At 69.0% G+C, this 25,820-nt stretch carries 21 protein-coding genes and 1 pseudogene; 8 read left to right on the forward strand and 14 right to left on the reverse strand.

The genetic code is table 11. The annotated features are described in order from the left end of the window. Positions 1-6 precede the first annotated feature (6 nt). The 6 genes from ACFP2T_RS19410 to ACFP2T_RS19435 all read right to left on the reverse strand — a co-directional run bounded on the left by ACFP2T_RS19410 (position 7) and on the right by ACFP2T_RS19435 (position 4,990). Positions 7-894 carry an SDR family NAD(P)-dependent oxidoreductase gene (locus ACFP2T_RS19410; protein ID WP_377423741.1) on the reverse strand — a complete coding sequence of 296 codons (888 nt, stop codon included), beginning with the start codon at positions 892-894 and terminating at the stop codon, positions 7-9. Positions 895-1,203: 309 nt separating this feature from the next. Further along, positions 1,204-1,479, reverse strand: a complete 276-nt coding sequence (locus ACFP2T_RS19415) for a hypothetical protein (RefSeq protein ID WP_377423743.1) — start codon at positions 1,477-1,479, stop codon at positions 1,204-1,206. Between the two features lie 136 nt (positions 1,480-1,615). Beyond that, positions 1,616-2,233 carry a DUF642 domain-containing protein gene (locus ACFP2T_RS19420; protein WP_377423746.1) on the reverse strand — a complete coding sequence of 206 codons (618 nt, stop codon included), beginning with the start codon at positions 2,231-2,233 and terminating at the stop codon, positions 1,616-1,618. Between the two features lie 371 nt (positions 2,234-2,604). Beyond that, complete coding sequence (locus ACFP2T_RS19425) at positions 2,605-3,477, reverse strand: hypothetical protein (protein WP_377423749.1); 873 nt, start codon at positions 3,475-3,477, stop codon at positions 2,605-2,607. Continuing rightward, complete coding sequence (locus tag ACFP2T_RS19430; RefSeq protein ID WP_377423752.1) at positions 3,474-4,256, reverse strand: hypothetical protein; 783 nt, start codon at positions 4,254-4,256, stop codon at positions 3,474-3,476. Before ACFP2T_RS19430 ends, ACFP2T_RS19425 begins: the two co-directional genes overlap by 4 nt. A 293-nt stretch (positions 4,257-4,549) precedes the next feature. Then, a complete protein-coding gene (locus ACFP2T_RS19435; protein ID WP_377423755.1) occupies positions 4,550-4,990 on the reverse strand; it encodes a hypothetical protein in 441 nt (146 codons plus the stop codon). A gap of 352 nt (positions 4,991-5,342) precedes the next feature. Between ACFP2T_RS19435 and ACFP2T_RS19440 the strand changes: the two genes are divergently transcribed. Further along, a complete protein-coding gene (locus ACFP2T_RS19440; protein ID WP_377423757.1) occupies positions 5,343-5,906 on the forward strand; it encodes a GrpB family protein in 564 nt (187 codons plus the stop codon). A 146-nt stretch (positions 5,907-6,052) separates the two neighbouring features. Here ACFP2T_RS19440 and ACFP2T_RS19445 read toward each other — a convergent pair whose 3' ends face one another. After that, positions 6,053-6,676 carry a TetR/AcrR family transcriptional regulator gene (locus tag ACFP2T_RS19445; RefSeq protein WP_377423759.1) on the reverse strand — a complete coding sequence of 208 codons (624 nt, stop codon included), beginning with the start codon at positions 6,674-6,676 and terminating at the stop codon, positions 6,053-6,055. Between the two features lie 118 nt (positions 6,677-6,794). Here ACFP2T_RS19445 and ACFP2T_RS19450 point away from each other — a divergent pair, with 118 nt between their 5' ends. The 3 genes from ACFP2T_RS19450 (at position 6,795) to ACFP2T_RS19460 (ending at position 12,044) form a co-directional block, all read left to right on the forward strand. Further along, complete coding sequence (locus ACFP2T_RS19450; RefSeq protein WP_377423761.1) at positions 6,795-8,264, forward strand: MDR family MFS transporter; 1,470 nt, start codon at positions 6,795-6,797, stop codon at positions 8,262-8,264. 161 nt (positions 8,265-8,425) lie between these two features. Beyond that, positions 8,426-9,601, forward strand: coding sequence for an FAD-dependent oxidoreductase (locus ACFP2T_RS19455; RefSeq protein ID WP_377423764.1), 1,176 nt, complete (start codon positions 8,426-8,428; stop codon positions 9,599-9,601). A gap of 166 nt (positions 9,602-9,767) precedes the next feature. Beyond that, positions 9,768-12,044 carry an MMPL family transporter gene (locus tag ACFP2T_RS19460; RefSeq protein WP_377423766.1) on the forward strand — a complete coding sequence of 759 codons (2,277 nt, stop codon included), beginning with the start codon at positions 9,768-9,770 and terminating at the stop codon, positions 12,042-12,044. A gap of 30 nt (positions 12,045-12,074) precedes the next feature. Here the strand turns inward: ACFP2T_RS19460 and ACFP2T_RS19465 are convergent, their stop codons facing one another. Further along, the gene (locus ACFP2T_RS19465; protein WP_377423769.1) at positions 12,075-13,094 is read right to left on the reverse strand and encodes a LacI family DNA-binding transcriptional regulator; all 1,020 of its coding nucleotides are present in this window, start codon (positions 13,092-13,094) and stop codon (positions 12,075-12,077) included. Between the two features lie 614 nt (positions 13,095-13,708). Between ACFP2T_RS19465 and ACFP2T_RS19470 the strand changes: the two genes are divergently transcribed. The 3 genes from ACFP2T_RS19470 to ACFP2T_RS19480 all read left to right on the forward strand — a co-directional run bounded on the left by ACFP2T_RS19470 (position 13,709) and on the right by ACFP2T_RS19480 (position 18,106). Beyond that, on the forward strand, positions 13,709-15,070 hold the full coding sequence (locus tag ACFP2T_RS19470) for a beta-xylosidase (RefSeq protein ID WP_377423771.1): 1,362 nt from the start codon (positions 13,709-13,711) through the stop codon (positions 15,068-15,070). A gap of 212 nt (positions 15,071-15,282) precedes the next feature. Continuing rightward, positions 15,283-16,104 carry an SAM-dependent methyltransferase gene (locus ACFP2T_RS19475; protein ID WP_377423773.1) on the forward strand — a complete coding sequence of 274 codons (822 nt, stop codon included), beginning with the start codon at positions 15,283-15,285 and terminating at the stop codon, positions 16,102-16,104. 1,339 nt (positions 16,105-17,443) lie between these two features. Further along, positions 17,444-18,106, forward strand: a complete 663-nt coding sequence (locus ACFP2T_RS19480; protein WP_377423775.1) for an MOSC domain-containing protein — start codon at positions 17,444-17,446, stop codon at positions 18,104-18,106. Between the two features lie 9 nt (positions 18,107-18,115). Here ACFP2T_RS19480 and ACFP2T_RS19485 read toward each other — a convergent pair whose 3' ends face one another. Both ACFP2T_RS19485 and ACFP2T_RS19490 read right to left on the reverse strand, forming a co-directional pair. Further along, positions 18,116-19,057, reverse strand: coding sequence for an NmrA/HSCARG family protein (locus tag ACFP2T_RS19485; protein WP_377423778.1), 942 nt, complete (start codon positions 19,055-19,057; stop codon positions 18,116-18,118). A gap of 190 nt (positions 19,058-19,247) precedes the next feature. Beyond that, positions 19,248-19,694: a MarR family winged helix-turn-helix transcriptional regulator gene (locus tag ACFP2T_RS19490; RefSeq protein WP_377423780.1), complete on the reverse strand. Its 447-nt coding sequence runs from the start codon at positions 19,692-19,694 to the stop codon at positions 19,248-19,250. A 450-nt stretch (positions 19,695-20,144) separates the two neighbouring features. On the opposite strand from ACFP2T_RS19490, the gene ACFP2T_RS19495 reads away from it, so the two are divergent. Continuing rightward, on the forward strand, positions 20,145-22,535 hold the full coding sequence (locus tag ACFP2T_RS19495; RefSeq protein WP_377423783.1) for an esterase-like activity of phytase family protein: 2,391 nt from the start codon (positions 20,145-20,147) through the stop codon (positions 22,533-22,535). A 134-nt stretch (positions 22,536-22,669) separates the two neighbouring features. Here the strand turns inward: ACFP2T_RS19495 and ACFP2T_RS19500 are convergent, their stop codons facing one another. The 4 genes and pseudogenes from ACFP2T_RS19500 to ACFP2T_RS19515 all read right to left on the reverse strand — a co-directional run bounded on the left by ACFP2T_RS19500 (position 22,670) and on the right by ACFP2T_RS19515 (position 25,809). Beyond that, positions 22,670-23,689 (reverse strand): C45 family autoproteolytic acyltransferase/hydolase, encoded by a 1,020-nt coding sequence (locus ACFP2T_RS19500; RefSeq protein WP_377423785.1) that lies wholly within the window; start codon positions 23,687-23,689, stop codon positions 22,670-22,672. Beyond that, entirely contained in the window at positions 23,686-24,348 is a 663-nt protein-coding gene (locus ACFP2T_RS19505; protein WP_377423788.1) for a M24 family metallopeptidase, read from the reverse strand. Before ACFP2T_RS19505 ends, ACFP2T_RS19500 begins: the two co-directional genes overlap by 4 nt. Positions 24,349-24,385: 37 nt before the next feature. Next, positions 24,386-24,877, reverse strand: a pseudogene (locus tag ACFP2T_RS19510) (aminopeptidase P family N-terminal domain-containing protein); the annotation flags it as partial. After that, positions 24,874-25,809 carry an MmgE/PrpD family protein gene (locus ACFP2T_RS19515; protein ID WP_377423790.1) on the reverse strand — a complete coding sequence of 312 codons (936 nt, stop codon included), beginning with the start codon at positions 25,807-25,809 and terminating at the stop codon, positions 24,874-24,876. The gene ACFP2T_RS19515 and the pseudogene ACFP2T_RS19510, both read right to left, overlap by 4 nt. Positions 25,810-25,820: the final 11 nt, after the last annotated feature.

The raw sequence follows: 25,820 nt of genomic DNA on the forward strand, positions 1-25,820 counted from the left end.
GGTAGGTCAGGAACGGGCCGGAGCGAGCAGCTCGGGGTAACCCAACCGCCGAACGAAGTCGGCGCGGGTCTGGTATGCGACGTCGTTGACGTGTTCCACGCCGGCGTGGGCGTCGTCGATCACGGTCCGAAACGGCTTCTCGCCGAAGGGCAGGTCCAGGACGCGCACGATTTCCTCGGCGACGCCGGCCGCACCCATCAGCGGGTGCGTGAGCAGCGCGGCAGTGGCGCGTTCATTGCGTTCGACGAGCCGATCGAGCCCGGCGTAGGCCGCCGTGACGTCCCGGTCGCTCGCCCGGCTCGCGTTCGGAAAATGCTCGGTGCCTTCGGTGATGGCGCCCGGCATGACGATGACCGTCTCGATGCCGAACGCGTTGGCCTCGTAGGCGGTCGTCACGGCGAGCGCGTCCATGGCGGCCTTGCTCACCACGTACGGGCCGAGGAACGGCGGGGTCGTGACGGGGATGGTGCTGCCCACGTACATCAGCACCCCGGCTCGCCGCCGTCGGAAGTGCGGCAGGACCGCACGGTTGACACGGTGCGCGCCGACGGCATTGACGTCGATCAGACGCGTGACGTCCTGGTCGGTGAACGCCTCGACGTAGCCGACGTACAGGTGCCCGGCGTTGTTGATCACCACATCGAGGCCGCCGTGCCGTTCGCTGACACTGCGCACGGCGGCGTCGGCGGAGTCCTGCGACGTGACGTCCAGTTCGAGGACGTGCAGGTCGGCGCCGGACTCCCGGGCGTGTGCCCGCATCTCGGCCGCATGCGCGGCATTACCACCGCCGACATCCCGCATGCTCGCGTAGACGGTGTGACCGGCGCCGGCCAGGGCGCGGGCGGCCAGGTTGCCGATCCCGGTGGCGGCTCCGGTGATGAGGACGACAGACATCGAGCAGCGCTCCTTTACATTGCGGTAGCGGTGATACCACCATATGAGGTAACGCTGATGCCGTCAAGGTGCTATCAGTCCTGCGTTAGTTTCGCTACCACACGGGCCGCTGTCAGGGACGGCGCAGACCGGACCTTTCGACGGCGGACGGGGTGCCGTCGGTGAGAGCGGCGAAGGTGCCGCCAGAGCCCCAGGTACAGGCGGGCGGAGACCAGCCTGGCGCCGGGCACCACCGTCCAGGTTGGCGTTGCCGCACATGTCGTTCGCCGCTCGAAACCGCGACAGCGACTGGTGAAATCCGTGCCGACATCAGCGCCAAGGACGTCCCGGGAAGGCCCTCCAGGCCAGCAGTTCGCGCATGTGTTTCGCGTACGGCACCTCGTCGACGAACGGATTCCCGTCGACCCACCTCGACAGGCGCACCGGCTGGCCGTTGACGACGTCGTCGGCGCGGAAGTACTCCTCGCGCAGCACCGAGTAGTTCGCGGTGTTCGCGACGAAGCCGTGCACATTCGCCACCGCCCGTCGACCACGCGCCAAGCGCAGACGTGCGCGAGGGGTCAGGGCGGCGTCAGCGTGGGACACGAAGGCCTCCTGTTGTCGGAGCGGTTCCTAGACAGCTCCGCTCCGCAACCGGAGGCCTTCACCTACCTACCTGCGACATCAGATCGTGTCGTCACCCAATCTCGACCAACCTCCCTGGGCGGTACATCTAGGCGACTCAGACGGCCGTGGCCGTGCCAGCAGGGCAGATGACGAGCAGGCAGCTCTCGACCCGTACGTCGTCGATGACCGGGCCGAAGGCGCCCGCCGTGGTGCTGGCAAACTGCAGGACCGTAGCGGCGGACAAAACGTTGGTGAAATAGAACGTCCGGTACACGTACCCCATGTCGGATGGCGTGTGGCCGGCGGTGTCGAAGGTGAAACTGTCGACGGTCCGGCCGTTGGCCGTGACGTTGCCCGCCGTGATGATGGGGCCGTTGTCGGGGTTGCCGGCGAGGGCGTAGCTCACTCGATAGGTGGTGAGCAGCTTCGTGGGCAGCGTACGGGCGACCGCACCCGGACTGAACCCGTTGAGGTCGAGTGACTGGTTACCTTCCGCGGCCTGCCAGTCGCGGGTGAGGCCGACGGTGCCGGTCGTGACGGTCCACGGGCCGAACTGCTGGCCGGCGACAAACTCGGTGAAGTCATTGCCGATGGCGGGGCTCTCGAAACCGTCGGCGAAGACGGGGGCCGCGGCGGCTGGACTCGCCGTCAGGAGGGCCAGTAGGGCGGACAGCGCCGCCACCAGCGTGACTTCGATTGCCGTGCGATGGGTGCGCGGACGCGTCGTTGCCATGCTTGTCCTTCCGACATAGGTGCTGGCCGGGCTGGTGCCGGGACTCCAGGTCGCGGACCGGCCACCGGAGACCAAAAGATCGATGTCTGTCAGTGACGTTACGGTGACGCGATAAAGACCGGCAAGGTCGCTCGATCCCCAACAGTCGGCCAGAATTTGACAGCGATTGAGCATCGGGGAGTCTTGACACCTACCTGCCCCGGCGGCGGCTACACACCGACTCCGACCCACGGGTCTTTCAGAGCTGGTGCACCGACCCAGGATCTGGACCACCTCCAGTTCGAAGCCCTGACCAGCTCCTGTCCGGAGTCGTGCTGCGGCGGGCCTCCCCGCGCTCGCCAGGGAGCCCGCCGCCAGCTCGGATCGTTCGGCTAGGACCGAAGTTGCGCCAGGCCCGCGTCGATCATCCCGGACAGCGATCGCTGCGCGAGCTCGTTCCGAAGCTCCTGGTAGTGCGGGTAATAGGTCAACATCTGACCTGGGTTGGCCGGGTCGGGGAACCCGGCGAGTACGCCCCAGCGCCACCACGCCCACTCATGCCGCGTCACCGAGGAGTAACCACCCCACTCCGCGCACGAGAAGTGGCCGGGGATGTACAGCTCGGGGTAGACCTGCCACACGGTCTCCTCGTCCGGGATGGGCAGGTACCAGCGGTCGAAGTGTTCGCCGCACCCCACCTGGAACGAAGTCTTCAACTTCGTGAGGGCGGTGATCAGGTACTGCTCCAGTTGTGCGGTCTGCAGGTTGGCCTGCGCCCGCGCCGCCAAGGCGACCGGCCCCAGCGAGGTGAGCAGGATGCCGAGGTCGTGCATTGCCGCCTGGTTGAAGTTCTGTGCGACTACGTCGTAACGGACGTTGATGGCCGTGATGCAGGCGGTGGTGTCCTGCGCGAACCGCTGTCTGAGGCTCAGCGGGAAGTCCGGGCTCTCGACGAACTCCAGCATGGCGTGCTCGGTGCAGCCCCGGACCTCGGCGACGGTCAGTGCGTCCATGTGGTTCCTGATCGCCTCCTCGGACCGGCGGACCGCGCTGATCATCATGCCGACCGCCTGGTCCAGGGTGAGTCCACCGCTCCGCGAGCTGTTGTAGGCGGAGTACGCGGCGAAGGCGAACTGCGCCACTGCGGCGATCGTGGCCGGCTCCACGGCCGCTGCGGGCCGCGGGGCGGCCGGCACCGCTATCCCGGTGACCGCCACCGCCGCGACCATTCCCCGGATCGCCGTCTCCCTCAGTCGGGCCCTCATGCGCGGTGCCCTCCCTCGTCCAACCGTCGCAGGGTGTCCCTGGCCAGTGCCCAGCTCGTGGTGGCGCCGGCTGCGGCCTTGAGTGTCTCCTCGGTCCAGGGTCCTTGCTGCCAGTCGCCGTTGACCTGGTAGTCCTGGAAGGTGCGGGGGCCGTTGGGCGTGGTGCAGGTGTGCACCACGTGATAGATCGACGGGTGGTAGTCCATGTCGCCCTCCCGGGAGGTGCATCGCGGCTCCAGCCGGTTGATGATCGCCTCCATCGCCGCCCGGTAGCTCGGCAGGTAGGTGGTCATGCCGATGCCGGCCGCGACCCGCGCCTCGAGCCCGACCGCGAAGAGCGCGTAGATGGCGAAGCCGAGGTGGTCCGCCTCGGCGTCGGATTCGACGGCCTCGAAGACCTGCTTGGCCTGACGCGCGTGCAGGGCGACCCGCAGCGCGAACTCCTGCAACGTGTCCTCGCTGAGGTTGGGCAGGCTCGGGACCTCCAGGATCGCGTGCTCCGCGGCGCCGACCCACTCGGCCGCGGCGACCGCGTCCAGATGCGACATGATCGCATTCTCGGCCGCGCCTACCGCTCCGACGAACTCCTGCAACGCCTGGACGAGCTGCTGCTCGGTCAACTCTCCCGAGCGGGAGCTCAGGAACAGGCTGAAGGCCAGGTCACCTACCCTCTTGATTGTGTCGGGGTTGGTGGCCTGCGCCGGGGTGGCCGCACCAGGTAACGCCACCACCACCGCTAGTGCCGCTGCGGCGACGCCGCGCAACAGTCTGGCTCGCAACTCGAGTCTCCCTCCGCTGTGGCCGCGAAGGGTCGAGCCCGTTGCCGCGGCGCCGATTGCCGGGCAAGCCTGCCAAGCGCGACTGGATTCTGACTGGACGCAACACTGCGGAGGCCAGGACCAGGGCCGAAGCGGGCGCACCAGCTCAGGCTGCTCACCGTGCTGCCACTCGGCGACGGCGTCTTCCGCATACTGGCCGCCGGCCCGGTTCGACCACGGCGACCGCTGCCTGGGGCGGCGGCCCGCCGACCGGGGCCACCGGTCAGCGGCGGCCCGCCGACCAGGGCCAACGGTCAGCGGCGGCCGGTGGCCAGGGCGACGAGGTACTGTCCGCCGCCTGCGTCGACGCTTGCGGTCACCGGCAGTCCGGGCACCAGCCGGGTGAACCGGTCGACCAGCCAGTCCGCCGCCTCCTGGGCGTCCTTCTTGCTCGGACAGCGCGCAACCAGCTCGCGGCCGCCCTTGCGTTCGAGTCGCTCGGCGACGGTGATCAACGGCGCGGGCTCCACCACGTTCAGCCGGTCCGGCCAGGCGATGACCACCTTGACCGCACCCTTGCGGCTGTTGCAGGCGCGGTGCGCAAGTCGCTCGGCGACCTTGGCCTTCTTGTCGGCGGTGCGGCTGTCGACGCTGGGACCACGCGGGTCGTTCACCGACATGTCGGCGTCGACCGGCTCGTCGCACACCCAGCATCGCCAACTGTCACGCCTCGCGACGTCATCGAGGAGACTCATCGGAGCAAACTAGCCTGTCAGCCCCCGGCCAACGACAGCCCCTGCCGCGGCGAGGCCGCCAGTCCGAAAAGCGTGCAAGGGAATCGCTCTCCTGCGCCGTCCGCCTTGACTCGCGGTGCGATATCCGCACCGCCGGTGGCAGCTGTGACTCCGGTAGGGCAGTTTCAGCGGCCGCACTCACCTCTCATTCCGCCCAAAGGGCGTTGGCATCGACCATGAGTCCGGTGACGTGCGACCTCAAGGAACCGGGTCACCGCCGCGCTGTTCCGCAATGACTGGACGGCCCCCTGCAACCGCAACACCTGCCAGCGCAGGACCTCCTGCTCAAGGAGATGCGCCGTAACCTAGGCAGGTGGCGGCGGATCCAGGTTTTGACGAGGGACCTCAACGACGAGATCCGATCAAGATCCTTCCCTACGACGCACACTGGCCGACCAGCTTCGCCTACGAGCGGACCCGGGTCGAGGCGGCGCTCCAGAACTACCTCGTCGGTCGCGTCGAGCACGTGGGTAGCACCGCGATCCCCGGCCTTGCCGCCAAGCCGATCATTGACATGCTCGCCCTGGTCAGAGATTTCGACAAGACCGCCGACATCGTGGCGGATCTGCGCGACATCGGCTGGGTCCACGCCCCCGAGCCGGGTGACCATGAGCAGCGCAAGTGGTCATTTTGCTTTCCCGAGGTGGCATGGCGTACCCATCATCTCCACATCCGGGAGATCCGGTCACCGGACTGGCGCCGCTTGCTGAACTTCCGCGACCACCTACGACGCCATCCGGACCTCGCCGCGGAGTACGCGCGCATCAAGGCTGAACTCGCTGCGGCGGACGACCACGACCGACCGAAGTACCGGTCCGGCAAGGCGCCGTTCATCGAGGAGATCCTTCGACGGGTGGACGCATCGACCGCCTCCTAGCGAACCTCTTCCTGCGCCGTCCCAGGTCCCCGGCGCAGAATCGGTACGTCCGCTCGTCGGCTGCTTGTTCCATCGTGGTGGAACCGCGCTCGCAACAGACGATCTTAACGATCGCTCGATGCAACAGCGCCCGCTACGGTGCGCCGCTACGGCTCGACGGCGGGGGTGGCGGCGGTGGCGGCCGCCAACCAGTCGGTCAGAGCGGCGCTGCGCCGGCCCGGCGGTGTGGCGGCAATCATCGCGCGGGTCTCGGGGGACACGACGCTGCGGACGATGGCCACGAGTTGGATGGCGTGTAACCGGAGGCGGGCGGTGGCCGGCACGTCGGCCTCGTGGGCCAGGAAAGCGGTCACCCTGTCTTCGAGGTCGGCCCAGAGTCGCAGCAGCCCGGTCTGTACGGCGGGAGACTCGCCGTAGGCGCGGTGGAACGCCTCGATGCCCTCGCCACCATCCTCCTGTGACCGCGCCATGGCGGCCAACACGTCCGCGATCGCCTTCGCGTGACTGACGCCGGCCGACCGGTCACGTAGTGCCGCGATGATGTCGTCGAAGAGAGTGTTGTCGGCGAAGACCAACTCGTCCTTCGAGCGAAAATAGACAAAGAGGGTCTTGACCGACACATTCGCGGCGTCGGCGATCTCCGCGACGGTCACGTTGTCGAAGCCCCGCTCCTCGAACAGGCGAGTCGCCGCCTCCACGATCGCCGCCCTGGTCAGGGCCTTCTTGCGCTCCCGCAGGGGAAGCGCCGCAGGTCGCTCCGATGCTGACATATTCCCAGCATACCCAATCTCACAGTCACTCACCTTTTCGTTGATCGGCGACCGAGTCGGGGTTACCCTCGGGTTAGTCACTTACCTTCGCAAGCTGCTGTAGTGATTGGAGGAGTTGATGTCCATGCCAGCCTCGACGCCGCCACTGACGGAAGCCGGCGCCGGTCCGCACATCTCCCGCCTGGCCCACAGGGCGATCATGGTGGTCCTGGTGCCGCTGATGATGGTGCTGTTCATCTCGAGCCTTGACGGCACCATCGTGGCCACCGCCCTATCGACCATCGCGGCGGACCTCGGCGACACCGCCCATTTGTCCTGGGTCGCCACCGCCTACCTGCTGACCAGCGCGATCTCCACGCTGCTCTTCGGCAAGCTCGGGGACATGTACGGCCGGAAGAGGATCTTCCAGATCTCCATCGGAGTCTTCCTGATCGGCTCCATCCTCTGCGGCCTGGCCCAGAACATGCTCATGCTGATCCTCTTCCGGGGTTTGCAGGGCATCGGCGGCGGCGGACTCAACTCCCTGGTCATGGCGATCACCGGCGACCTCGTCCCGGCCCGGCAACGCGCGAAGTACCAGGCCTACACCGGCATCGTCGCCACGGTCGCCCTGATCGCCGGCCCACTGTTCGGTGGCTTCTTCGCCGACCACCTGTCCTGGCACTGGATCTTCTACATCAACGTTCCGATCGGTGTCGCCGCCATCGTCGCCGTCGGTGCCCGCCTCCATCTGCCCCGCCCCACGAGCGACGCCCGCGTCGACATCCTCGGCGGGATCCTCGCCGCCCTGCTCACCACCGCGATCATGCTCGTCACCACGTGGGGCGGCAGCACCTACGCCTGGACCTCGCCGACCATCATCGCGCTGATCGCCGGTGCCGTCGCACTGCTCATCGCGTACGTCATCACCGAACACCGCGCGGCGGAGCCGATCACTCCGCTGCGCCTGTTCCGCAACGGCGTCTTCACCATCGCCAGCGCCCAGTTCCTCCTGGCCACCCTGGCCCTGTTCGTCGGCATGCTCTACGTGCCCCTGTTCATGCAGACCGTCCAGCACCACAGCGCCTTCGTCGCCGGCCTGTACGTAATCCCGCTGCTGGTGGGCCTTATCGCGGCCACCGCGGTCGCGGGTCCGGTTATCGCCAGGAGCGGGAGGTACAAGGTCTTCCCGGTGGTCGGCGCGGTACTCACCGGCGTGTCGATGTGGGTGGTAAGCCTTGCCGGTACGACCACCGGCAGCCTGGCGATCATCGTGCCGCTGTTCCTCGCCGGCGCCGGCATCGGCCTACTGGTGCAGGTGGCCCTCCTCGCCGGGCAGAACGCCGTCGCGCATCGTCATCTCGGCGTCGCCACCGGCGCGCTGAACTTCTTCAAGAGCATCGGTGGTGCCTTCGGCGCGGCGCTGTTCGGCGCGATCCTCACCGCCCGGCTGCCCGGCGGGGCCCTGCACGCCTTCCACACGGTGTTCCTGTGGACCGTTCCCTTCATGGTCGTGTCGTTCGTCCTCGGGCTCGTGATGCGGGAGAAGCCGCTGTCAGAGGAAATGATCGAAGTCGCTCAGGGCAAGACCGAGGTGCCCGAGTACTGACCCTCATCGCGAGGCGACCACCTGGGGCCGGCTCCCTCGGTCAATGCCGCCTCGAGTCGCCGCCGCAGGCAGCCTCTGGGCACCGCTTACCCGCGAACCGCCAGCGACCATACCCGCCAGACCGACAAAAGTCTCATAGCCACTCATGAAGGGCGTTTTCCGTGTCTATCGATGATCTCCGCAGCCGTGACATCGCCATCGTGGGTGCCGGCCCGGCCGGCCTCGCGGTAGCTCGACTGTTGCAGGTGCAGGGCATTCCCGCCCGCGTCCTCGAACGTGACGCCGGTCGGGACGCCCGACGGCAGGGCGGCAGTCTGGACCTCGCCGAGAACGCCGGCATCCTCGCCCTTGACCGGATGGGACTGCTCAGCGAATTCGAACGGCTCTCCCGCCCGGCCGGGCAGGCGACCCGCTATCTCGACCACAACGGCACCGTCCTCATCGACGAGGACGCCGCGTCCAGCGTCGAGGCCGAAGGAGCCCGTCCAGAGATCGACCGTGCGTCGTTGCGCGACATGCTGCTGGACGCGCTACCCCACGACGCCGTCGAATGGGGTCGCGCCGTCCGCACCATCACCCCGACCGGAGCCGACCGCTACCGCATCGAAACCAGCGACCACACCATCGTCGAGGCCGATCTGGTCATCGGATGCGACGGACACTCGTCGAAGGCGCGCCCCCTGGTGACGCAGGAGACGGCCACCTATGCCGGGGCGACATTCGTCGGCGGCGACGTCACCCATCCCGAACCAGGCGGCCTGTTGGACAGGCTCACCGGGACCGGAACGATGTTCGCGCTCGGCCATGCCAAGGTCATCATGGCGCAGCGTCACGGCGACGGATCGATCCGCGTCTACTACGCGTTCACCAGCGACACCGCTCCCGCCCGAGACGAGGACATGGCCGCCAGCCAGGTCGAGGTCGCCGACCGCCTGGACACGACGTTCTCCGACTTCTCACCGGACATGCGCAGCTTCTTCGGCCAGATCGATCGGGACTTCGGATGGTGGCCGCTGTACGGCGTCCCTGCCGAACAACGGTGGAACGAACACCACCGGCTCACCCTCGTCGGCGACGCCGCCCACATCATGCCTCCGTTCACCGGACAAGGCGTCAACATGGCCCTGCTCGACGCCGTCGAACTCGTCAACGCACTCACCAGCGACCAATACCCGACCATCGACGCCGCGATCCGCGCCTACGAATCGACCATGCTGCGACGCATGCGGACGGCCATCGAGGAAACCCAGCAGGCTCAGGCCGTCTTCCTGTCCCCGCGCGGCCCCGAGCAACTGCTCGACGCTCTCGGCGAGCAGGGTCGACGGGAGATCAGCTAGCGAATTGGGAGGGGCGAGGCGCCGCCCTCGACCTGATCGCACCGGCGATCGGCATTCCGATAAGGTAAGTGAATTACTCTTGTTCGTTGCACGCTAAAGTTAGGCAGTAACCTAAGCTCCCAACTTCATGTCGATCCGCCACCCAGTGGCCGCAGGAGGAGAAACCGTGTTCGATCGGCTGGCCCGCCTCGTGGTCCACAACCCATGGAAAGTTGTCTTCGTCTGGCTGGTCCTCACGACGGCGACCGTCGCCCTCGCGCCCACCCTCGACGAGCAGACCGAAGCCAAGCCGGCCGGCCTGCTGTCGGAGCACTACGAGTCGACCCGGGCAGCCGCAGTCGCCGCGGCGAAGTTCCCACCGTCCGCCGACAGCACCGCGACCATCGTGCTCTCGCGTGTCGACGGCGGTCCGTTCACCACCACCGACCGCACCCACGTCGATGACCTGACCCGGAGGATCGTCGCCGGCGGAATCGACCACGTCACCGGGGTCACCGGCCCGCCGACGATCTCCACCAACCAACGAGTCCAGATGGTCACCGTCGGGCTGACCGGTCCCGCGGAGGACCACGCCCAACTCGACACGGTTCCCAGGCTCCGGGACACCGTACGCACGACGCTGGCCGGTACCACGCTCACCGCCGCCGTCACCGGGGACGCCGCCATGTTCGTCGACAACGCATCCGCCTTCGAGGCCGGACTCCTGGTGGCCGGCGTGGTATCCATCGCGCGGCTCCTGCCCGACCAACTGATCATCTACCGCAGCCCGGTAGGCGCACTGCTCCCGGTCGCGGTCGTCGGCATGGTCGGCGCGCTCGCCACCAGCATCGCCGCCTGGATCGTCCGGGCCCTTGATCTCCCGGCGAATCCGTCCCTGGCGATCATCATGACAATCGTGCTGTACATCGTCGCCACCAACCACATCTTGTTCCTCTGGTTCCGATACCGCGAACGGCTACGTGCCGGCGACGAACCCCGGACCGCACTGGTCACCGCGGCCGTCCGGGTCGGAAGAATCGTCCCGCCCTCCACGGCGGCGCTCGCCATACTCTTCGCCGCGCTGCCGCTGACCGGATACGACGCTGCCAGCAGCCTCGCTCCCGGCATCGTCGCCGCCGTCGCCGTCATGGCCGCGGCCTCGCTCACCCTCGTGCCGGCCGTGATGTCGCTGCTGGGCACCAAGCTCTTCTGGCCGTCCAGATCATGGCAGCCCAATCCGACAGGAGGCATGCATGAGCGGCTGCGCCGGTACCGCTGGCTCGCCTGGGCCAGCCGACCGCGCACCCGGCCCCCGTCCACCTGGTCGACCCGCCTCCGGCAGCGAATGCCCTGGCTGACAAAACTGCGACGCAAGCCCGGCGACGGCGGCTTCCACCAGGCCGGCCGGTTCACCAGCCGACGGCCGGCCGTCGTGGCAGCCGCGTCGACCGGTCTGCTCGCCGTCCTCGCGTTCGGCCTGCTCGGAATGCGGCCGGACTACAACCCCACCCGGCACCTGCCCTCGGGCACCGAATGGGCACGCGGCCTCGACACCGTACAAGCCGGATTTTCCGCCGACGCCCTAAACCCCGTCACCGTGTACGTCACCGCAGCCGCCGACCAGCCACTGAACCCGGCCGCGCTGCGGCGCTACGCCGACCGCCTCGCCACCGTCCCCGGCATCAGCGGCAACCTGCCCGCCGACCCCGACCCCGACGCCGGACCGGTCGAGCTGAGCCAAGACGGCACCGCCGCACGGATCAACCTCCTCCTCGAGAGCGCCCCGTACGCCCCCCAGTCGCTGAATCTGGTCGGCGGTGAACTGCGCGACACCGCCCACACCGCAGCACCACCCGGCACCACCGCGCTCGTCGGCGGAGTCAGTGCGACATTCGCCGACATCCGCCACGCCAACCACCGCAACCTGTGGTTCGTCCTCCCCGCTGCCGGGATCCTCGCCGCGCTCGCGGTGGCGCTGCTGCTACGAAACCTAACCGCTGCCCTGTACGTCGCCGTCGCGACCGCCCTCGCCGCCGCCGGCACCCTGGGCATGACCACCTACGTCTTCCAGCACATCGGCGGCCATCCAGGTCTCTCCTTCCTGCTGCCGCTGATCGTCTTCCTGTTCGTCGTCACGACCGGCACCGACTACACGATCCTGACCCTCAGCCGGCTCCGAGAGGAGACGCGACTCGGCAGAGATCCACGCACCGCCGCCCACCACACCATCGCCCAGGCCGGGCCGGCGATCGGCGCCGCCGGTCTGCTGCTCACCGGCTTCTTCGCGGCGACCGTACTGGCCGGCGGCCTCCTCGCCCAGATGGGGCTCGCCATCGCCATCGGCATCATCATCTGCGCCTTCGTCACTTCGATGTTCCTCGTACCAAGCCTCGCCGTACTAGTCGCGACCCGTCCGGCTCCGTTGCGTAGCTGGTTGCGGGGCCGAGGCAGAGTTGGCACGTGAGGCGGATGAGGTGGTCAGTCCGAGGCGGGATCAGCCGCTCAGGGGAGCGGAAGACGCGCGCACCACCAGCCGGCACGGCACGGTGTGTATGCCGGTGGCCACTCCGCCGTGCTGGATCGCCTCGAGCAGTAGGGTGCCCGCGGTCCGCCCCACCTGTTGGAGGTTGAGGTCGACGCTGGTCAGCGGCGGCCGGCACCCCTCGGCGGTGGGCTGCCAGTTGTCCACGCCAACCAGGGCGACGTCGTCCGGCACCCGCCGGCCGCACTCACGCAGGCCATCGGCGACGCCGCGGCCAATCGCGTCACTACCACAGAAGACGGCGTCGACCTCGGGGTGTGCCCGGACCAGCGCGGCGGCGGCGAAGCGACCCCAGACCTCGCTCCAGCCGCCGTACCAGGGGTCCCCAAGCAACTCCAGTCCGGCCATGCGCAGCGCCCGTGCCGTGCCGTCCACCCTGGCTCGCGCAGACGCGTGACCGTGTGGGCCGGTGACGTGCGCGATGTGCCGGCGGCCTGTGCGTACCAGGTGCTCGACGGCCAGGACCGCACCTGCCTCCTCGTCGACGACGACGCTGCAGTCGGCGGGGTCCGCCGAGCGAGCGAAGGCATAGACGACCGGCACCCTCGGCGCGCCGGACAGCGGCGGACGCGGTTCGGTGCGGCGGCCGGCGACGATGATGCCATCGACCCGGCGACGCATCAGGCTGCGTACATAGTGCTGCTCGCGGATCGGGTCGTCCCGCGTGTCGCAGACGAAGGCGAGCGCTTCATCCCAGCCCAGAGCGTCCTCGGCGCCATGAAGAATGGGCAGGCTGAACCGTCCATGGTGGTCCGTCATGATCAGGCCGACGGTGTATGTCCGACCGGTGAGCAGGCTGGCGGCGACAGCGCTGGGAATGAATCCAAGCTCGTACGCCGCAGACCGCACCCGGGCGCGGGTCTCCTCCCGTAACTGCCCCCGGCCATTGAGCGCCTTCGACGCCGTGCCGACCGACACCCCCGCCCGCGCCGCCACGTCGACAATGCCCACCCGCGCCCGCCTGTCTGCCACAGGACGACCATAACGACGGAAAACCTTTGCCTCAAGCGGTCGCATCGGCGACCGTTGACGTACCTCCTAGGCGAGCCGTAACCTACGCGAAACCACCTGTTACACGGGCGCAAGCCCCGCAGGAGCGCACAACAGCGGCGCGCGGATCACGGAAAATATTTTCCGGATTCGATCGAGACTTTACCCGCGAGCACGCGTTGGCGCTCACATCGGCGCGGGAAAGCGTCGAGACCGTCAAAGCAGACGCTCCCGGCACGTCCCGTCATCGACAAACCACGATCGACTCCTGTTCAGCGCGACGATCCCCCGAAGGCGCTGAGCCCGTCCAAAGGAGGCACTCTCGTGCGATCACCCACTCCCGTGTGTCCGCCGCAGCGCTGACCACGGCCGACGCCTGCGTCACCCTGACCGGCGGTACGGCCCGCGCCACCGACTCCGCTCACAGTGAACGTGGCCAGCCCGCTCCGGTCCGTCAGCCACGTCGCCGCCGGAAAGCCGCCTCCGTACGGCGGTGAGCCGGTGCGATACGTCCTCCTCGCCCGTCCCCCGCGGCTGATCGAGGCACGCCCACATGGCCGAACCGAGCCATGCCTTCCCCCATAAGGAGACCCATCATGCTCGTGCGGAAGTCCCGAAGAATCGGTATGTACCTAGCGACGTGCATCGCCGTAGGGGTGGCATCCCTGCTACAGGCGCCAAGCCCCGCCGCTGCCGCGGTCGACAGCATGACGATCGACATGGCAAGTTACGGCGGCACTCCAACCTACCGCGCGACCGGCTTCATCTACGGCGTCTCGGAGAACGCCTCCAGTCCGCCGCTGTCCACCACGGACCAGATCAAGGTGAGGCTCATGCGTGGCGGCGGGTCGCAGCTCGGCTGCCCGAACGGCGGTTGGGTCAATGGCCAGTACGACCGCCGCTGGACGTGGATGCGGAACTATTACAACCGTGCCCAGCGTACGGGTGCCCGGGTAGAGATGATCATCGCCGGCCTGTGGGGATCGGACGGTGTGTGCAACGTGCCGCGGTGGCCCGGGGACAACGGCAACTGGACTGACTACACCAACTTCATCAACCGGATGATCGCCGATGTCCGCGCCGCCGGGATGACCGGGTCGAACGTCCGCTGGGACATGTGGAACGAGCCGAACATCTTCTTCTGGGGTCGTACCCAGTCCCAGTATCTGGAGATGATCCGCCGCGGCACACAGCTGATCCGTGCCGCCATTCCGGGGGCCGTGATCGTGGGGCCGAGCTACGCCGGCGGGCCGGGTGGTTCCTGGTGGAATACCTACCTCGACTACGTGAAGGCCAACAACGTCGTCCCGAACATCATCAGTTGGCACAACCTGCCAGGTGACCCGGCGGCCGACCGAGGACGGATCGACAGCTTGCTGTCGTCGCGTGGCATATCGGTCCAGGGCTTTTCGGTCAACGAGTACGGTGCCTTTGGCGACGAACAACAGCCGGGTCCCTCGGCCTGGTACATCGCACGCCTGGAGCGGTGTGGCTGTGACGGCGCTCGGGCCAACTGGGGCATGGTGGGTCAGACGCCGTCGCTACATGACACGCTGGGCTGGCTCACCACACCCAACGCGGGACAGCCGATGGGCCAGTGGTGGGTGTACAAACGCTATGCCGACCAGACCGGCCAGCGCACCCAGATCTCCGCAGGCTCGTCCCACGACGGCACGGTTTTCCAGGATTCCGGCGCGCGCCGGTCGATCGCCGTCCTCGGCGCCAAAGTTGGGGCGGCGACCGGCGCCATTGACGTGCGCTACAACAACATCCCGTCGTGGCTGGTCGCCAACGGTTCGGTGAACGTCCGCGTGGAGCGCATGCCGTCGACCAATGCGTATGTAAGCGCGCCGACGACCGTGTCCACCACACGGGCCGCAGTAAGCGGCAACTCGATCCTCGTCAGTGTCAACTGGACCAATGCCAACGACGCCTACGCGGTTACGTTGACTCCCTGATCCGCGCTGTTTCCGACTGTCCGGAGCCGGAAAAACCGGCTCCGGACAGTAGCCGCACGCCAACTGCACGATCGCCACCGAAGTGGCGCTGGGGCCCCGGTGCGTTGGGTGTCGGCATGATCGAGGCAGGCTCGAGGCAGGTGGCGGTGGACGATCGGGGCGGTCTAGGCTGACCAGCGATCGACGCCTACCCGTGGTGCGGAGGGTTCCCGGTGACTGACAGCTCTTCCGATGTGGCCGGTCAAAAGGCGACGCTCGATTCGGGTGTCGCGCACTCGGCTCGGGTCTGGGACTACTGGCTTGGCGGCAAGGACAACTTCGCCGCCGACCGGAAGGCTGGTGATCAGATCCGCGGCGTCCTGTCGGACGTTGTGGAGGCTGCTCGCGCCGATCGGGCCTTCTTGATCCGGGCGGTCCGGTTTCTTGCCGGTGCGGCAGGGGTCCGCCAGTTCCTCGATATCGGCACCGGTCTGCCTACCGCCAACAACACTCACGAGGTGGCCCAGTCGGTGGCGCCGGAGAGCCGCATCGTTTACGTCGACAATGACCCGATCGTGCTGGTGCACGCCCGTGCCCTGCTGGTCGGTGCCGCGCGGGGAGCGACCGACTACATCGACGCGGACGTACGCGACCCCGACGCGATCTTGCGGGGCGCCGGCCGGACGTTGGACTTCGACCAGCCGGTTGGCATCATGATGCTGGGCGTCGTGCAGTTCGTCATCGACGATGCCGAGGCACGGGCGATCGTGAAACGACTCATGGACGCCGTGCCGTCGGGCAGTTACCTGGCGATCGCCCATCCGATCGTCGGAGTGAGCGCGGAACTGGAGGAGGCCGTGCGGCTCTGGAACGAGACCGGTTCCGCGCCGCAGGCGCTACGAACACCTGAGCAGATAGTCAGGTTCTTCGACGGTCTGGAGTTACTTGAGCCGGGGGTGGTCCCCTGCCCCCAGTGGCGGCCCGAGCTCCGCGAGGCCGACCCCGACCGTGACGTCGCTCCATGGCGCGTCTGCGCCGTTGGACGGAAACCCTGACCACCCGCAAGCCCTCGTTTCTGCTGACCACCGGCTTGTCCGGAACGAGCGCCGCGTCGCGGGCCGGGGCGAAGTTCTGCGGGTCGGTCGTGCCGGTACCGCCGACCACCTGGAGCACCTGGCCGAACGTGTCGTAGACCAGCAGCAGTCGTACGGCGAACTGGCCCTGGCGGACGTCCTGGAACGGGTAGACGGGGCCGTTCGGTATCCACGGCACGCCGGCGGTCCGGCCCGCCACCGCCGTCGCGACCGTCGCGTCCGGGCCGGTCTGCGGGCGCGCGTCGCGCAGCGCGAGCAGGTCGCCGAGGCCCGTGAGCGCCTGCGACACGAACTGCCAGGAGTCCACGGACTCGATCGAGTCCTGGAGCTTGGCCAGGGCCGCGAGGTCGGCATCGGCGTCCGGATCGCCGGCGACGTAGTTGGTCACGAAGCGCTGCAACTGGTGCCGGAACGTGGACTGGACCTCCGGAGTCAGCGGCGAGATGCCGCCGAGCAGCTGCGTCTGCCCGTCGGGGTCGGCGGGGAACGGCCCGAACGGACCCGTGTAGCGGTAGTCGAGACCGTCGAAGGTCCAGTTGTCGATCCCGTTGGTCTGGGTCGGGATGGGGACGAAGCCCATCTGCCATTCCATCATCAGCGGTCGCCAGGGCTGCTCCTGCCATCCGTCGAGTCCCGCGGCCGGCAGCACCTGGTTCGGGTACGACTCGGCGCGGTGCCCGGTGATGGCCGCGGCGACCGTGTTCGGGTTCAGTCCGGTGGCCGCGGCGATCGCCGGCGCGCTCGCCGGGTCCAGGAGGAACGCTTCGAGGACGAGCGCGGCCACCGGCAGCGGCACAGCGGCGGCGTTCGGCAGCGCCGGCGTCGCCGCGCCGAGTTGTCCGGCGCCGAGCGTCGTGCCGCCGACCGCCAGACTGGTGACGAGCGCACCGACCAGCCGGCAGGAAAGCTGCGCCGAGGGGTCGGGAGCCGGGGCACTGTCCAGCCCGGACAGCAGGACGACGGGGTCGGCGGTGCGCCACGACCGTGGCCCGCCGACCGGCTTGAGCACCTTGCCGGGGTCGAGGTTCCGCGCCGCCGCGACCTGGTCGATCCCGCGCTGGAACGAGTCCTGCCTGGTGTCGCCGGCCTGTACCACCGGCTGCGGGACCTCGCCACGCAGCGCGGCGACCCGCTGGGCGTCGGTGGTCAGCAGCCCGGGGAGCACCGAGGTGACCGCCTCGGCGTACGCGGCGGAGTCGAATCCGGGCGGTGGCTCGATGACCGACTGCTTCTGGCCCTTCTGCCACTTCCACCACAGCGCGTACAGCGCCCAGCACCAGGGGCGGTTAGGTTGCCGGACATGAGCAGGATCGTTTCGGTCAATCTGGCCGTGCCGGAGCCCAACCCGGCCAAGGGCGTCGGCGTCACGGGTATCAACAAGCGGCCGGTTGATCACCTGGTTACCGTGCGCGCGCCGGGGCCCAAGACGACCGGGCTGCACAGCGGCCTGGTCGGTGACCAGATTTTCGACATCGAGCACCACGGCGGCGACGACCAGGCCGTTTACGCGTACGCGCGGGAGGACTACGACTGGTGGCAGGCGCGGCTGAGTCGCCCGCTGGCCAACGGGCTCTTCGGCGAGAACCTGACGACCGAGGGGGTCGATGTCAACGGCGCGGTCATCGGCGAGCGGTGGCGCATCGGTCCACGGTTGGTCCTCCAGCCGACATTCGGCCGCATCCCGTGCGCCACGTTCCAGCACAAGATGGGCGAGCCGCGCTGGGTGAAGACCTTCACCCGGGCGGACCGCCCGGGCGCGTACCTACGCGTGCTGGAGCCGGGCGAGGTGTGGGCCAACGATCCGGTGACCGTGGAGGACCGTCCGGCGCACGGGGTGACGATCGCGCAGGCGTTCCGGGCGTACCTGACCGAGCCGGAGCTGCTGCCCGAGCTGATCGAGATCGACGGGCTGCCCGACGATCTGCGGAAGACCCTCGCGGAGCGGCTCCTCCACCGCCGGTAGAACAGGGGCTCAGCCCGCGAGGCGGTCGCGGTGGTTGGCCAGGAAGTCGGCGAGGCTGCGCCAGTCCGGGTTGATCGAGCGCATAAGCTCGACGTCCCGCCGCCCCAGGTACGACTCCGGGAACTCGGCGTAGTACTGGAACATGTTCCCCAACTCGACCGCGCCCGGAAAACCCAACCCGCGGAACTGGTCGTGGGTGAGTGGCCGGTAAACGACCGGCTCGCCCAGCACCCTGCTGAACGTGGCGGCGATCTGGTCACCGGTGAGGTGTTCGCCGGCGATGCCGAGGGTGACGCCGATCGTCTCGGCGGGCCGCTGGAAGGCACTTACCACGGCGTGGCCGATGTCCTCCGCGGCGATCCCGGCGATCGGCGTGTCGCCGATCGGCAGGTGCAGGGCGAGCACCCCGTCGGGGTCGCGCTGCGGCTTCACGTCGGTGAGCAGGTTGTCCCAGTAGAACGACACCTGCAGGTACGTGGTGGGCAGGCCCGACTCGGCGAACATCGCGTCGGCGACACCGCCCTTCACGTCGAAGTGCGGCACCTTGTAGATCCCGTCGAGGGTCGGCATCCGGTCGTCGGTGACGCCGATGGCCTCCCGGGTGTCCTCCAGCGTCGACCACACCACGTGCCGCAGGCCGGCGGCCCTGGCGGCGCCGATGAGGTTCTCCACCTCGATCAGCTCCTTGGCTGCGGACATGTGCTCCCAGAAGGGCGTGACCAGGAACGCGCCGTGCGCTCCGTCGAACGCCTTCCGGAGGCTCGCTTCGTCGTTCAGGCTCGCCTCGACCACCTCGGCGCCGAGCGCCGCCAGCGCCTGTGCCCTCGCCGAGGAAGCGTCGCGGGTGATCGCGCGAACCCCGAATGTGCCGTCCGCGAGCAGCGCCCGGGCGACCGCGCCGCCCTGCACGCCGGTCGCGCCCATCACCGAAATCATCTTGTTGCCGGACATGAGACGGTCTCCGCTCGTAACTGGTCCGGCGTTGGAGCCGCCGGACCTCCGTGCGCCAACCATAATAGTCCGAAAACTTGACCGTCAAGTTTCTGGACCATCTGTCCGTGTCGCGCTGGTCACCCTCGGTCTGCGGCAGAGTAGCGGTTGTCGGTCAGCCAGCGCCCCCGGAGGTTCGTCCCCGGGTGGGTCATTCCTCGTCCATCTCCGCGTCTGCGGTGATCGCCGACAGGGTTTGGAGGAATTGCTGGTACGCCTCCCGGCCGATCTTCGCCGCGTACCTGCTCTCGATGTCCGCGACGATCCGGTCGGAGAGCTCCGCCAGCCGTAAGCCGCGCGCCGTGGGCACGATCAGTTTGGCCCGGCGGTCGGCCGGATCGGGTACGCGCGAGACATAGCCGAGTTTCTCCAGCTCGTCGATCATCGTGCCGATGGTCTGCTTGTTGCGGCCCGCCAGCCGGGTGAGGTCGGTCTGCCGCAGACCGTTCTCGTCCAGGTGGGCCATCACCGCCCCGTGACGGGGCCGAAGGTCGTCGAAGCCCTCCTGGGCGCTGCGCCGGAACAGTTCGGACTGCAACCCGAACAACAGCCGGGCCGCCAGCACGCCGAGATCCGCGGTGCGGGTGCTCCGTCCCATGTAACCCCCATCATGATAGTCCGATACTTGGACGGTCCAATTCTTGGACTTATTCTCGTCACATTACGCACCGGAGGTTCCGGTGACCACCGTCGAACTGGACCCGTCGCATCCAGGGCCTGGGCGAGCCCGACCGGTACAGCCCTCTCGTACGGGACGTGACGGCGCCTCGACCCGCCGCTGGTCCGCCGCGACCGGAACGACCCGGGCGGCGTCCGGCTTGTCGCGGTCGATCTCGGTGGCCGATCAGGACGAAGTGTCATCGGCCGCGAGATTCTCCCTCGATCCCGGCCAATCGGGAAGATCATTTCAGCCTGGCTCCGGTCTGGGCAATTGTCGGCCGCCGCGCGATTCCGCAGCCCGTACGACACCGCCTGTTGGCTCTCCGGTCGCGCTCCGGCCAGCACCGGCCACTAAGCAGATCAAGTCCGCTAATCAGGGAGTTTCAGCATGCAGGTTCCACGCGCGACCGGCCGGTTCGTCCGGACGGCCATGGTCGCCGGCCTCATAACCGTTCCGGCACTGTTCGGGCAGGCGTCCTTCGCGGCGGCACCGTCCGCGAACGACGCCGGTTTCGCCCGGCTGGCCACCGTGCCGGTCTACCTCAACAGCGCCGAAGACCAGGAGACCGTTGCCGAGATCAGCGCGGTCAGCACCGACGGCAAGACGGTGATCTCCACCGACAGCCCCGGCAAGCGCCTCGGGTTCATCGACATCTCCGACCCGGCCAACCCGAAGCCGACGGGCACCTATGCCCTGCCCGGCGAGCCCACCTCGGTAGCCGTCTACAAGAACTACGTGCTCGCCGTGGTCAACACCAGCGCGGACTTCGTCAACACCTCCGGCGTGCTCGTGGTCCTCGACCTCGACACCCGCAAGGAGGTGCGGATGCCGATGGCACTCGGCGGCCAGCCGGACTCCATCGCGATCGCGCCGAGCGGCAGGTACGCCGCGATCGCCATCGAGAACGAGCGCGACGAGGACCTCAACGACGGCAAGCTCCCGCAGAAGCCGGCCGGCTTCCTGCAAGTGGTCGACCTGGGCAAGAAGCCCCAGAACTGGACGCTGGACCGGGTCGAGTTCAAGGGCCTGACCATGGTCGCGCCCGGCGATCCGGAGCCGGAGTACGTGTCGATCAACGGCAGGGACGAGGCCGTCGTCACGTTGCAGGAGAACAACCACATCGCAATCGTCGACCTCAAGTCGAAGAAGGTCGTCAGAAGCATCGGCGCCGGCCAGGTGAGACTGTCCGGAGTGGACACCGAGGACGACGGTACGATCGCGCAGGACAAGTCGATCACGGTACGCCGCGAGCCCGACGGTGTGGTCTGGATCGACAACAACACCTTCGCGACCGCCAACGAGGGTGACTACGTCGGCGGCTCCCGCGGCTTCACCGTGTGGAAGCGCACCGGCGAGATCCTCTACGACGCCGGCAACTCGTTCGACCGGCTCGCGGCGGCGCACGGCCTCTACCCGGAGAGCCGCTCCGATGCGAAGGGCACCGAGCCCGAGGGCGTCGCGTACGGCAAGTTCAACGGCAAGCCGGTCCTCTTCGTCAACTCGGAGCGGGGCAACTTCGTCGCCGCGTACGACATCAGCAGGCCGAAGGCGCCCGAGTTCCTGCAGATGCTGCCGACCACGAACGGCCCCGAGGGCATCACGACGGTGCCGTCACGTGACCTGCTCGTGGTCTCCAGCGAGGAGGACCTGCTCGACGACGGCATCCGCGCGTCGGTGACGATCTTCCAGTACGGCAAGCAGAAGGGCGCGTTCCCGACGATCCGCTCGGCGTACGAGCCGGGTCAGAAGAAGGCGCCCATCTCCTGGGGCGCCCTCTCGGGCCTGAGCGCCGTGCCAGGCCAGCCCGACCAGGTCGTGTCGATCACCGACAACGTCTACACCCCGACCCGCCTGCTGACCATCGACACGGCCCAGGAGCCGGCGCTGGTCAAGAGCGAGCTGACCGTCATCAAGGGCGGCCAGCCGGTCGGCTACGACGCCGAGGGTCTCGCGGCCCGCGCCACCGGCGGTTACTGGATCGCGGTCGAGGGCGACGGCACCGCCGCGAAGCCCAACCTGATCGTCCGGCTCGACGCCAGGGGTGCCGTGCAGGAGGAAATCCCGCTGCCGACCGACGTCGCCACCAACGTGACCAGCAACGGCCTTGAGGGCGTGGCGCTGACCGGCGTCGGCGACAGCGAGCAGGTCTGGGTCGCCGTGCAGCGTGAGCTCAAGGGCGACCCGAAGGGCACCGTACGGATCGGCCGTTACTCGGTCGCCGACAAGAAGTGGACGTGGCTGGCCTACCAGCTCGACGCCGCTCCCGCCGGCGCCTGGATCGGCCTCTCCGAGCTGGTCCCGGTCGACGGTGACACCTTCGCGGTGATCGAGCGCGACAACCAGCGCGGCCCCAAGGCGGCGGTCAAGAAGGTCTACTCCTTCGACGTGCCGGCCGACTTCGGCACGGCGTCGCTGCCGACGGCGAAGAAGACCCTCGCGGTCGACCTGCTGCCGCTGCTCAAGACCGACAACGGCTGGGTGCAGGACAAGGTCGAGGGCCTGACCATCGCCGGCAACGGCCAGGTCTACGCGGTCACCGACAACGACGGCGTCGAGGACGCGACCGGCGAGACCGTCTTCATGCGCCTCGGCCCGGCGAAGAAGGTCTTCACGCCGGGTGCGACCGGCGGCGCCGGCGGCGGCACGGGCGACGGCGGCAGCCTGCCGCTGACCGGCGCACCGGCCCTGCTGATCGCCGGCACGGGTGCGGCCGTCATCGCGGCCGGCGCGGTGCTCTTCCTCCGCGCCCGCCGCGCGAAGCTCCGCTTCACCGCGTGAGGTAGGAATCCGAAGGGCCCGCGCCGGCTGTGCGGCGCGGGCCTTTCTTCCGATCTCCGCTACTCGGGTCCGCCGGGTGCGTGACCGATGCTCCCCCGCCGGGGAGCGCTCGCCGACCGCCCGAACTCCTTGATTCACCACGCCGTGAGGTTGATTTCAACGTGGCTGCCGGTGCACGGGTTTCCCAGCGCGATTGCCGCATGCCGCCGGCCGCAGTCGAGGACAACCGACGCGGCGGTCACCGTCTGCTCGCGGTCCGACGGATGCCGGCAGATGGACAGCGGGTAGCCGGCGTGGTCGGCGAGCAGGATTCGCGGGCTCGTGCCCGGCCGGCTCGCGAGGTCGGCGGCGCGGCGCATGCGGAAGCGGCTCGACGGGTACGTGGCCGCGAGCAGGTCCCGGTCCTCGTGCACGGCGATGGTCGGGGACACCGCGTGGTTGGTGTGTACCGCGGTGCGCCCGGGGTGTCGGGTCACGACCGGCCCCGCCTCGGCCGACACCTCGACTGTCATGGTGGCTCCGTTAGCGTCGGCGAGCAGGTAGGCGCGCCCGCCCACAGCCGGACGGGACACGATGACGCGGACCGCGTCGGCGGCGGTGGCCTGGGCGAGTGCGGCGCGGCGGACCGCCTGGCTCGGCAGGCCGGGGCGTACGGACCGGGTCAGCAGGTCGTTGTTGACCAGCGCCACTCCGTGCGCGTTGAGTCCGATCCAGCCGAGGCCGCCGGGCGAGGCGAGCAGCACTGTGGTGGGGATGTCCGGACCGCGGTGGAGGTGGATAGCGACCGTGGCGGCGAGCGACGGGTTGGCGTCCCAGTTCTGGGCGACAACCGGGCCGGAGGGGCCGGCGAGCGAGATCGCCGTGCAGCCGCCAAGCTCGACCTGCCGGGCTGTTTCGACCGCCTCGAACGCGTTGAGTAGCACCACGTCGTGCAGCGGCACGCCCGCACCGGCCGCGATCCCGCGTAGCTCCGCGCCGAGATGGTCGACCGAGTCGATAGCGGCGAGCCACGGCCCGGCCAGCGCCGCACGGGCGGCGGTGTCGGGAGTCTCCAGAACGACCGCTCCGGCGATTCGGGCATGGATCTGCTCCCGCAGGCGTGCGCCGTGTTGGCGTCCACGTTGCCCTGCGTCGCCGGTCAGCTCGAGGATCATTCGGCGATCAGCAGCTGCCGCGGGGTGGCGGTCAGCCGTTCGTGCCCGGCGTCTGTGATGAGGACGGTGTCGCTGACCACGAGCCCGACACGCAGCACCGAGAGCATGGGGAAGACCATGCCGGCGGCGAGCAGCCAGGGTGCGCCTTCGCGGAAGTCGGCGGTCTGGCCCTCGCCGGCGATGGGCGGGAAGCCGATGCCCATCGAGTAGCCGAGCCTTATCCGATACGCCGGGCGGCCGGTGTCGGCGAGGCGTTGCCGGGCCTCGCGGCTGAGCCGGTCCACGGAGGTGTCAGGGCGCAGCGACGCGAAGGTCTCGTCCTGCAACCGCAGACACAGTTCCACGTCGGCGGCTACCTGCGGGTCGGGCGGGCCGAGCGACACCATGCGGGTCAGGCCGGCGTGGTAGCGGCGACGCACGCCGAGGTACTCCATCTTCACCAGGCTCCCCCGGTGCAGTGGGGTATCGGTCCAGTGCGCGTGGCCGAGTTCCAGTCGGTCGCCGGAGGAGATGTAGTGCGGCAGCGCCGGGTACTCTCCGCCGGCTCCGATCTGAGCCGCGTGCGCGGCGGCAGCGACGTCGTTCTCGGTGGCGCCGTCGCGAGCCGCGTTGACGGCGGCGGCAACCGCGAGGTCGGCGAGCTGGGCTGCCAGGCGCACGTATCCGATCTCGGGCCGGGCTCTTCACGAGCCGCAGCCGCTCGACGAGCCGCTCCGAACCGACCACTCGATGGTCGGAGAGGTGCGCCTCCAGGGCGGCGGCGGTGTCGGCCGGTACGAACCAGGAGTGCCGCTCCAGCGCCACCGTCCCGCGGGGGCTCATCCGGTGTACGACCGCCGCGGTGGCGGCGAGGTAGTCGGTGCCGTCCTTCCACACGTGTGCCTGGTCGAGCCACGAGTACTCGTCGACGTTGAGCCGTTCCACGTTGCGTACCAGTAGTTCGGGTGTGCCGTCGGCGGGCACCGCGAGCGTCTGGTACTCGAAGTAGCCGGACGTCTCGTACCCCGCGAGGTAGTAGATGTTTTCGGGCGCGTGCACGAGCAGGACGTCGATGTCGCGGGCCCGCATGGCGTGCTGGGTGGCGGTGAGGCGGCGGGCGTACTCGTCCGGGCTGAACGCGGGTCGGCCCGGCCGAGCGGGGTCGCGGTGGTGTACCTCGTCGGCGACAGGGGGGTGCTGGCTGGTCATCGCTCCTCCTGCGGGCAGAAGATGGTGTCGGTCAGGTCGTGGACGTCGACCGGCGCGTCCGGGTCGAGCAGCCGCGCGAGTGTGGCGGCGACGGCGGGGCCGTGCCGCGCGGTCAGCCGGCGGTGTTTGTGACGCAATGCCTCCGCCCCCAGCGGCAGCCCGGGGTCGCCCCGAGCGGTCGGCGCGGACCGTTCCCGCGTGCGACCGGCGGTGTGTACTCGGACGGTGGCGGGCGTGCGGGCCGGGAAGGCGGCATCGTGGGCCGGATCGGTGGCGAGGTGTACGCGCCGGGCCAGGTCCACTGTGGCCGAACGACGCAGTGCCTCGGGGTGGATGGGCAGCAGTGCGTCGGCGCCGGCGGTCAGCGCGAGCGCGACGCAGAACGGGAAGCTGTAGTGGGCCTCTTCGAGGGTGCGCGGGTCGGGCCGGTTGGTCAGGCGCAGACTTCGCTCGAAGGTGACCACCTCGATCGCGTCGATTCGGGCGAGCTCGTCCGGGGCCAGGGGCAGGCCGGGGTACATGTCGAGGAGGCAGTCGAGCACCGGGTGGATCCACCGGCAGCAGGCGTACCGCTTGAAGTAGGTCTGGGTGACGGCACCGGGGTGGCGGGCGGTGATCCGGTCGAGGTCGCCCGGCCGGTACGCGGTGTCCCGCTCCAGCAGATACAGCGGGCCGGGTACCCGGGCCCGGGCGAGGCGGGCGGCCATGAGCCCGGCGACGACCGCCCATGGCGTGCCCTCCTTGATGCCGTCGACGGCACGCGGGTCGGGCGGGCTGAGCTGAGGCGCGAGCGAGCCCGCGTGGGCGAGAGCGTGGGCCAGTGCGTCGGGTGGGTCGCCGTGGACGAGCCAGGAGACGGCCGCCGCCGCGTGGCTAGCCCAGCGGCCGGTGGCGGTGCGCTCGAAGCGGGCCGGGTCGCGCGGCTCGGCCACCCGCAGTGCCG

Source organism: Plantactinospora solaniradicis (assembly GCF_042658085.1).
Classification (GTDB): domain Bacteria; phylum Actinomycetota; class Actinomycetes; order Mycobacteriales; family Micromonosporaceae; genus Plantactinospora; species Plantactinospora solaniradicis.

Coding starts and splice junctions, on each gene's coding strand:
- ACFP2T_RS19410 (WP_377423741.1), bottom strand. CDS start 894: ATGTCTGTCGTCCTCATCACCGGAGCCGCCACCGGGATCGGCAACCTG.
- ACFP2T_RS19420 (WP_377423746.1), bottom strand. CDS start 2,233: ATGGCAACGACGCGTCCGCGCACCCATCGCACGGCAATCGAAGTCACG.
- ACFP2T_RS19425 (WP_377423749.1), bottom strand. CDS start 3,477: ATGAGGGCCCGACTGAGGGAGACGGCGATCCGGGGAATGGTCGCGGCG.
- ACFP2T_RS19435 (WP_377423755.1), bottom strand. CDS start 4,990: ATGAGTCTCCTCGATGACGTCGCGAGGCGTGACAGTTGGCGATGCTGG.
- ACFP2T_RS19445 (WP_377423759.1), bottom strand. CDS start 6,676: ATGTCAGCATCGGAGCGACCTGCGGCGCTTCCCCTGCGGGAGCGCAAG.
- ACFP2T_RS19450 (WP_377423761.1), top strand. CDS start 6,795: ATGTCCATGCCAGCCTCGACGCCGCCACTGACGGAAGCCGGCGCCGGT.
- ACFP2T_RS19470 (WP_377423771.1), top strand. CDS start 13,709: ATGCTCGTGCGGAAGTCCCGAAGAATCGGTATGTACCTAGCGACGTGC.
- ACFP2T_RS19480 (WP_377423775.1), top strand. CDS start 17,444: ATGAGCAGGATCGTTTCGGTCAATCTGGCCGTGCCGGAGCCCAACCCG.
- ACFP2T_RS19485 (WP_377423778.1), bottom strand. CDS start 19,057: ATGTCCGGCAACAAGATGATTTCGGTGATGGGCGCGACCGGCGTGCAG.
- ACFP2T_RS19490 (WP_377423780.1), bottom strand. CDS start 19,694: ATGGGACGGAGCACCCGCACCGCGGATCTCGGCGTGCTGGCGGCCCGG.
- ACFP2T_RS19495 (WP_377423783.1), top strand. CDS start 20,145: ATGCAGGTTCCACGCGCGACCGGCCGGTTCGTCCGGACGGCCATGGTC.
- ACFP2T_RS19500 (WP_377423785.1), bottom strand. CDS start 23,689: ATGATCCTCGAGCTGACCGGCGACGCAGGGCAACGTGGACGCCAACAC.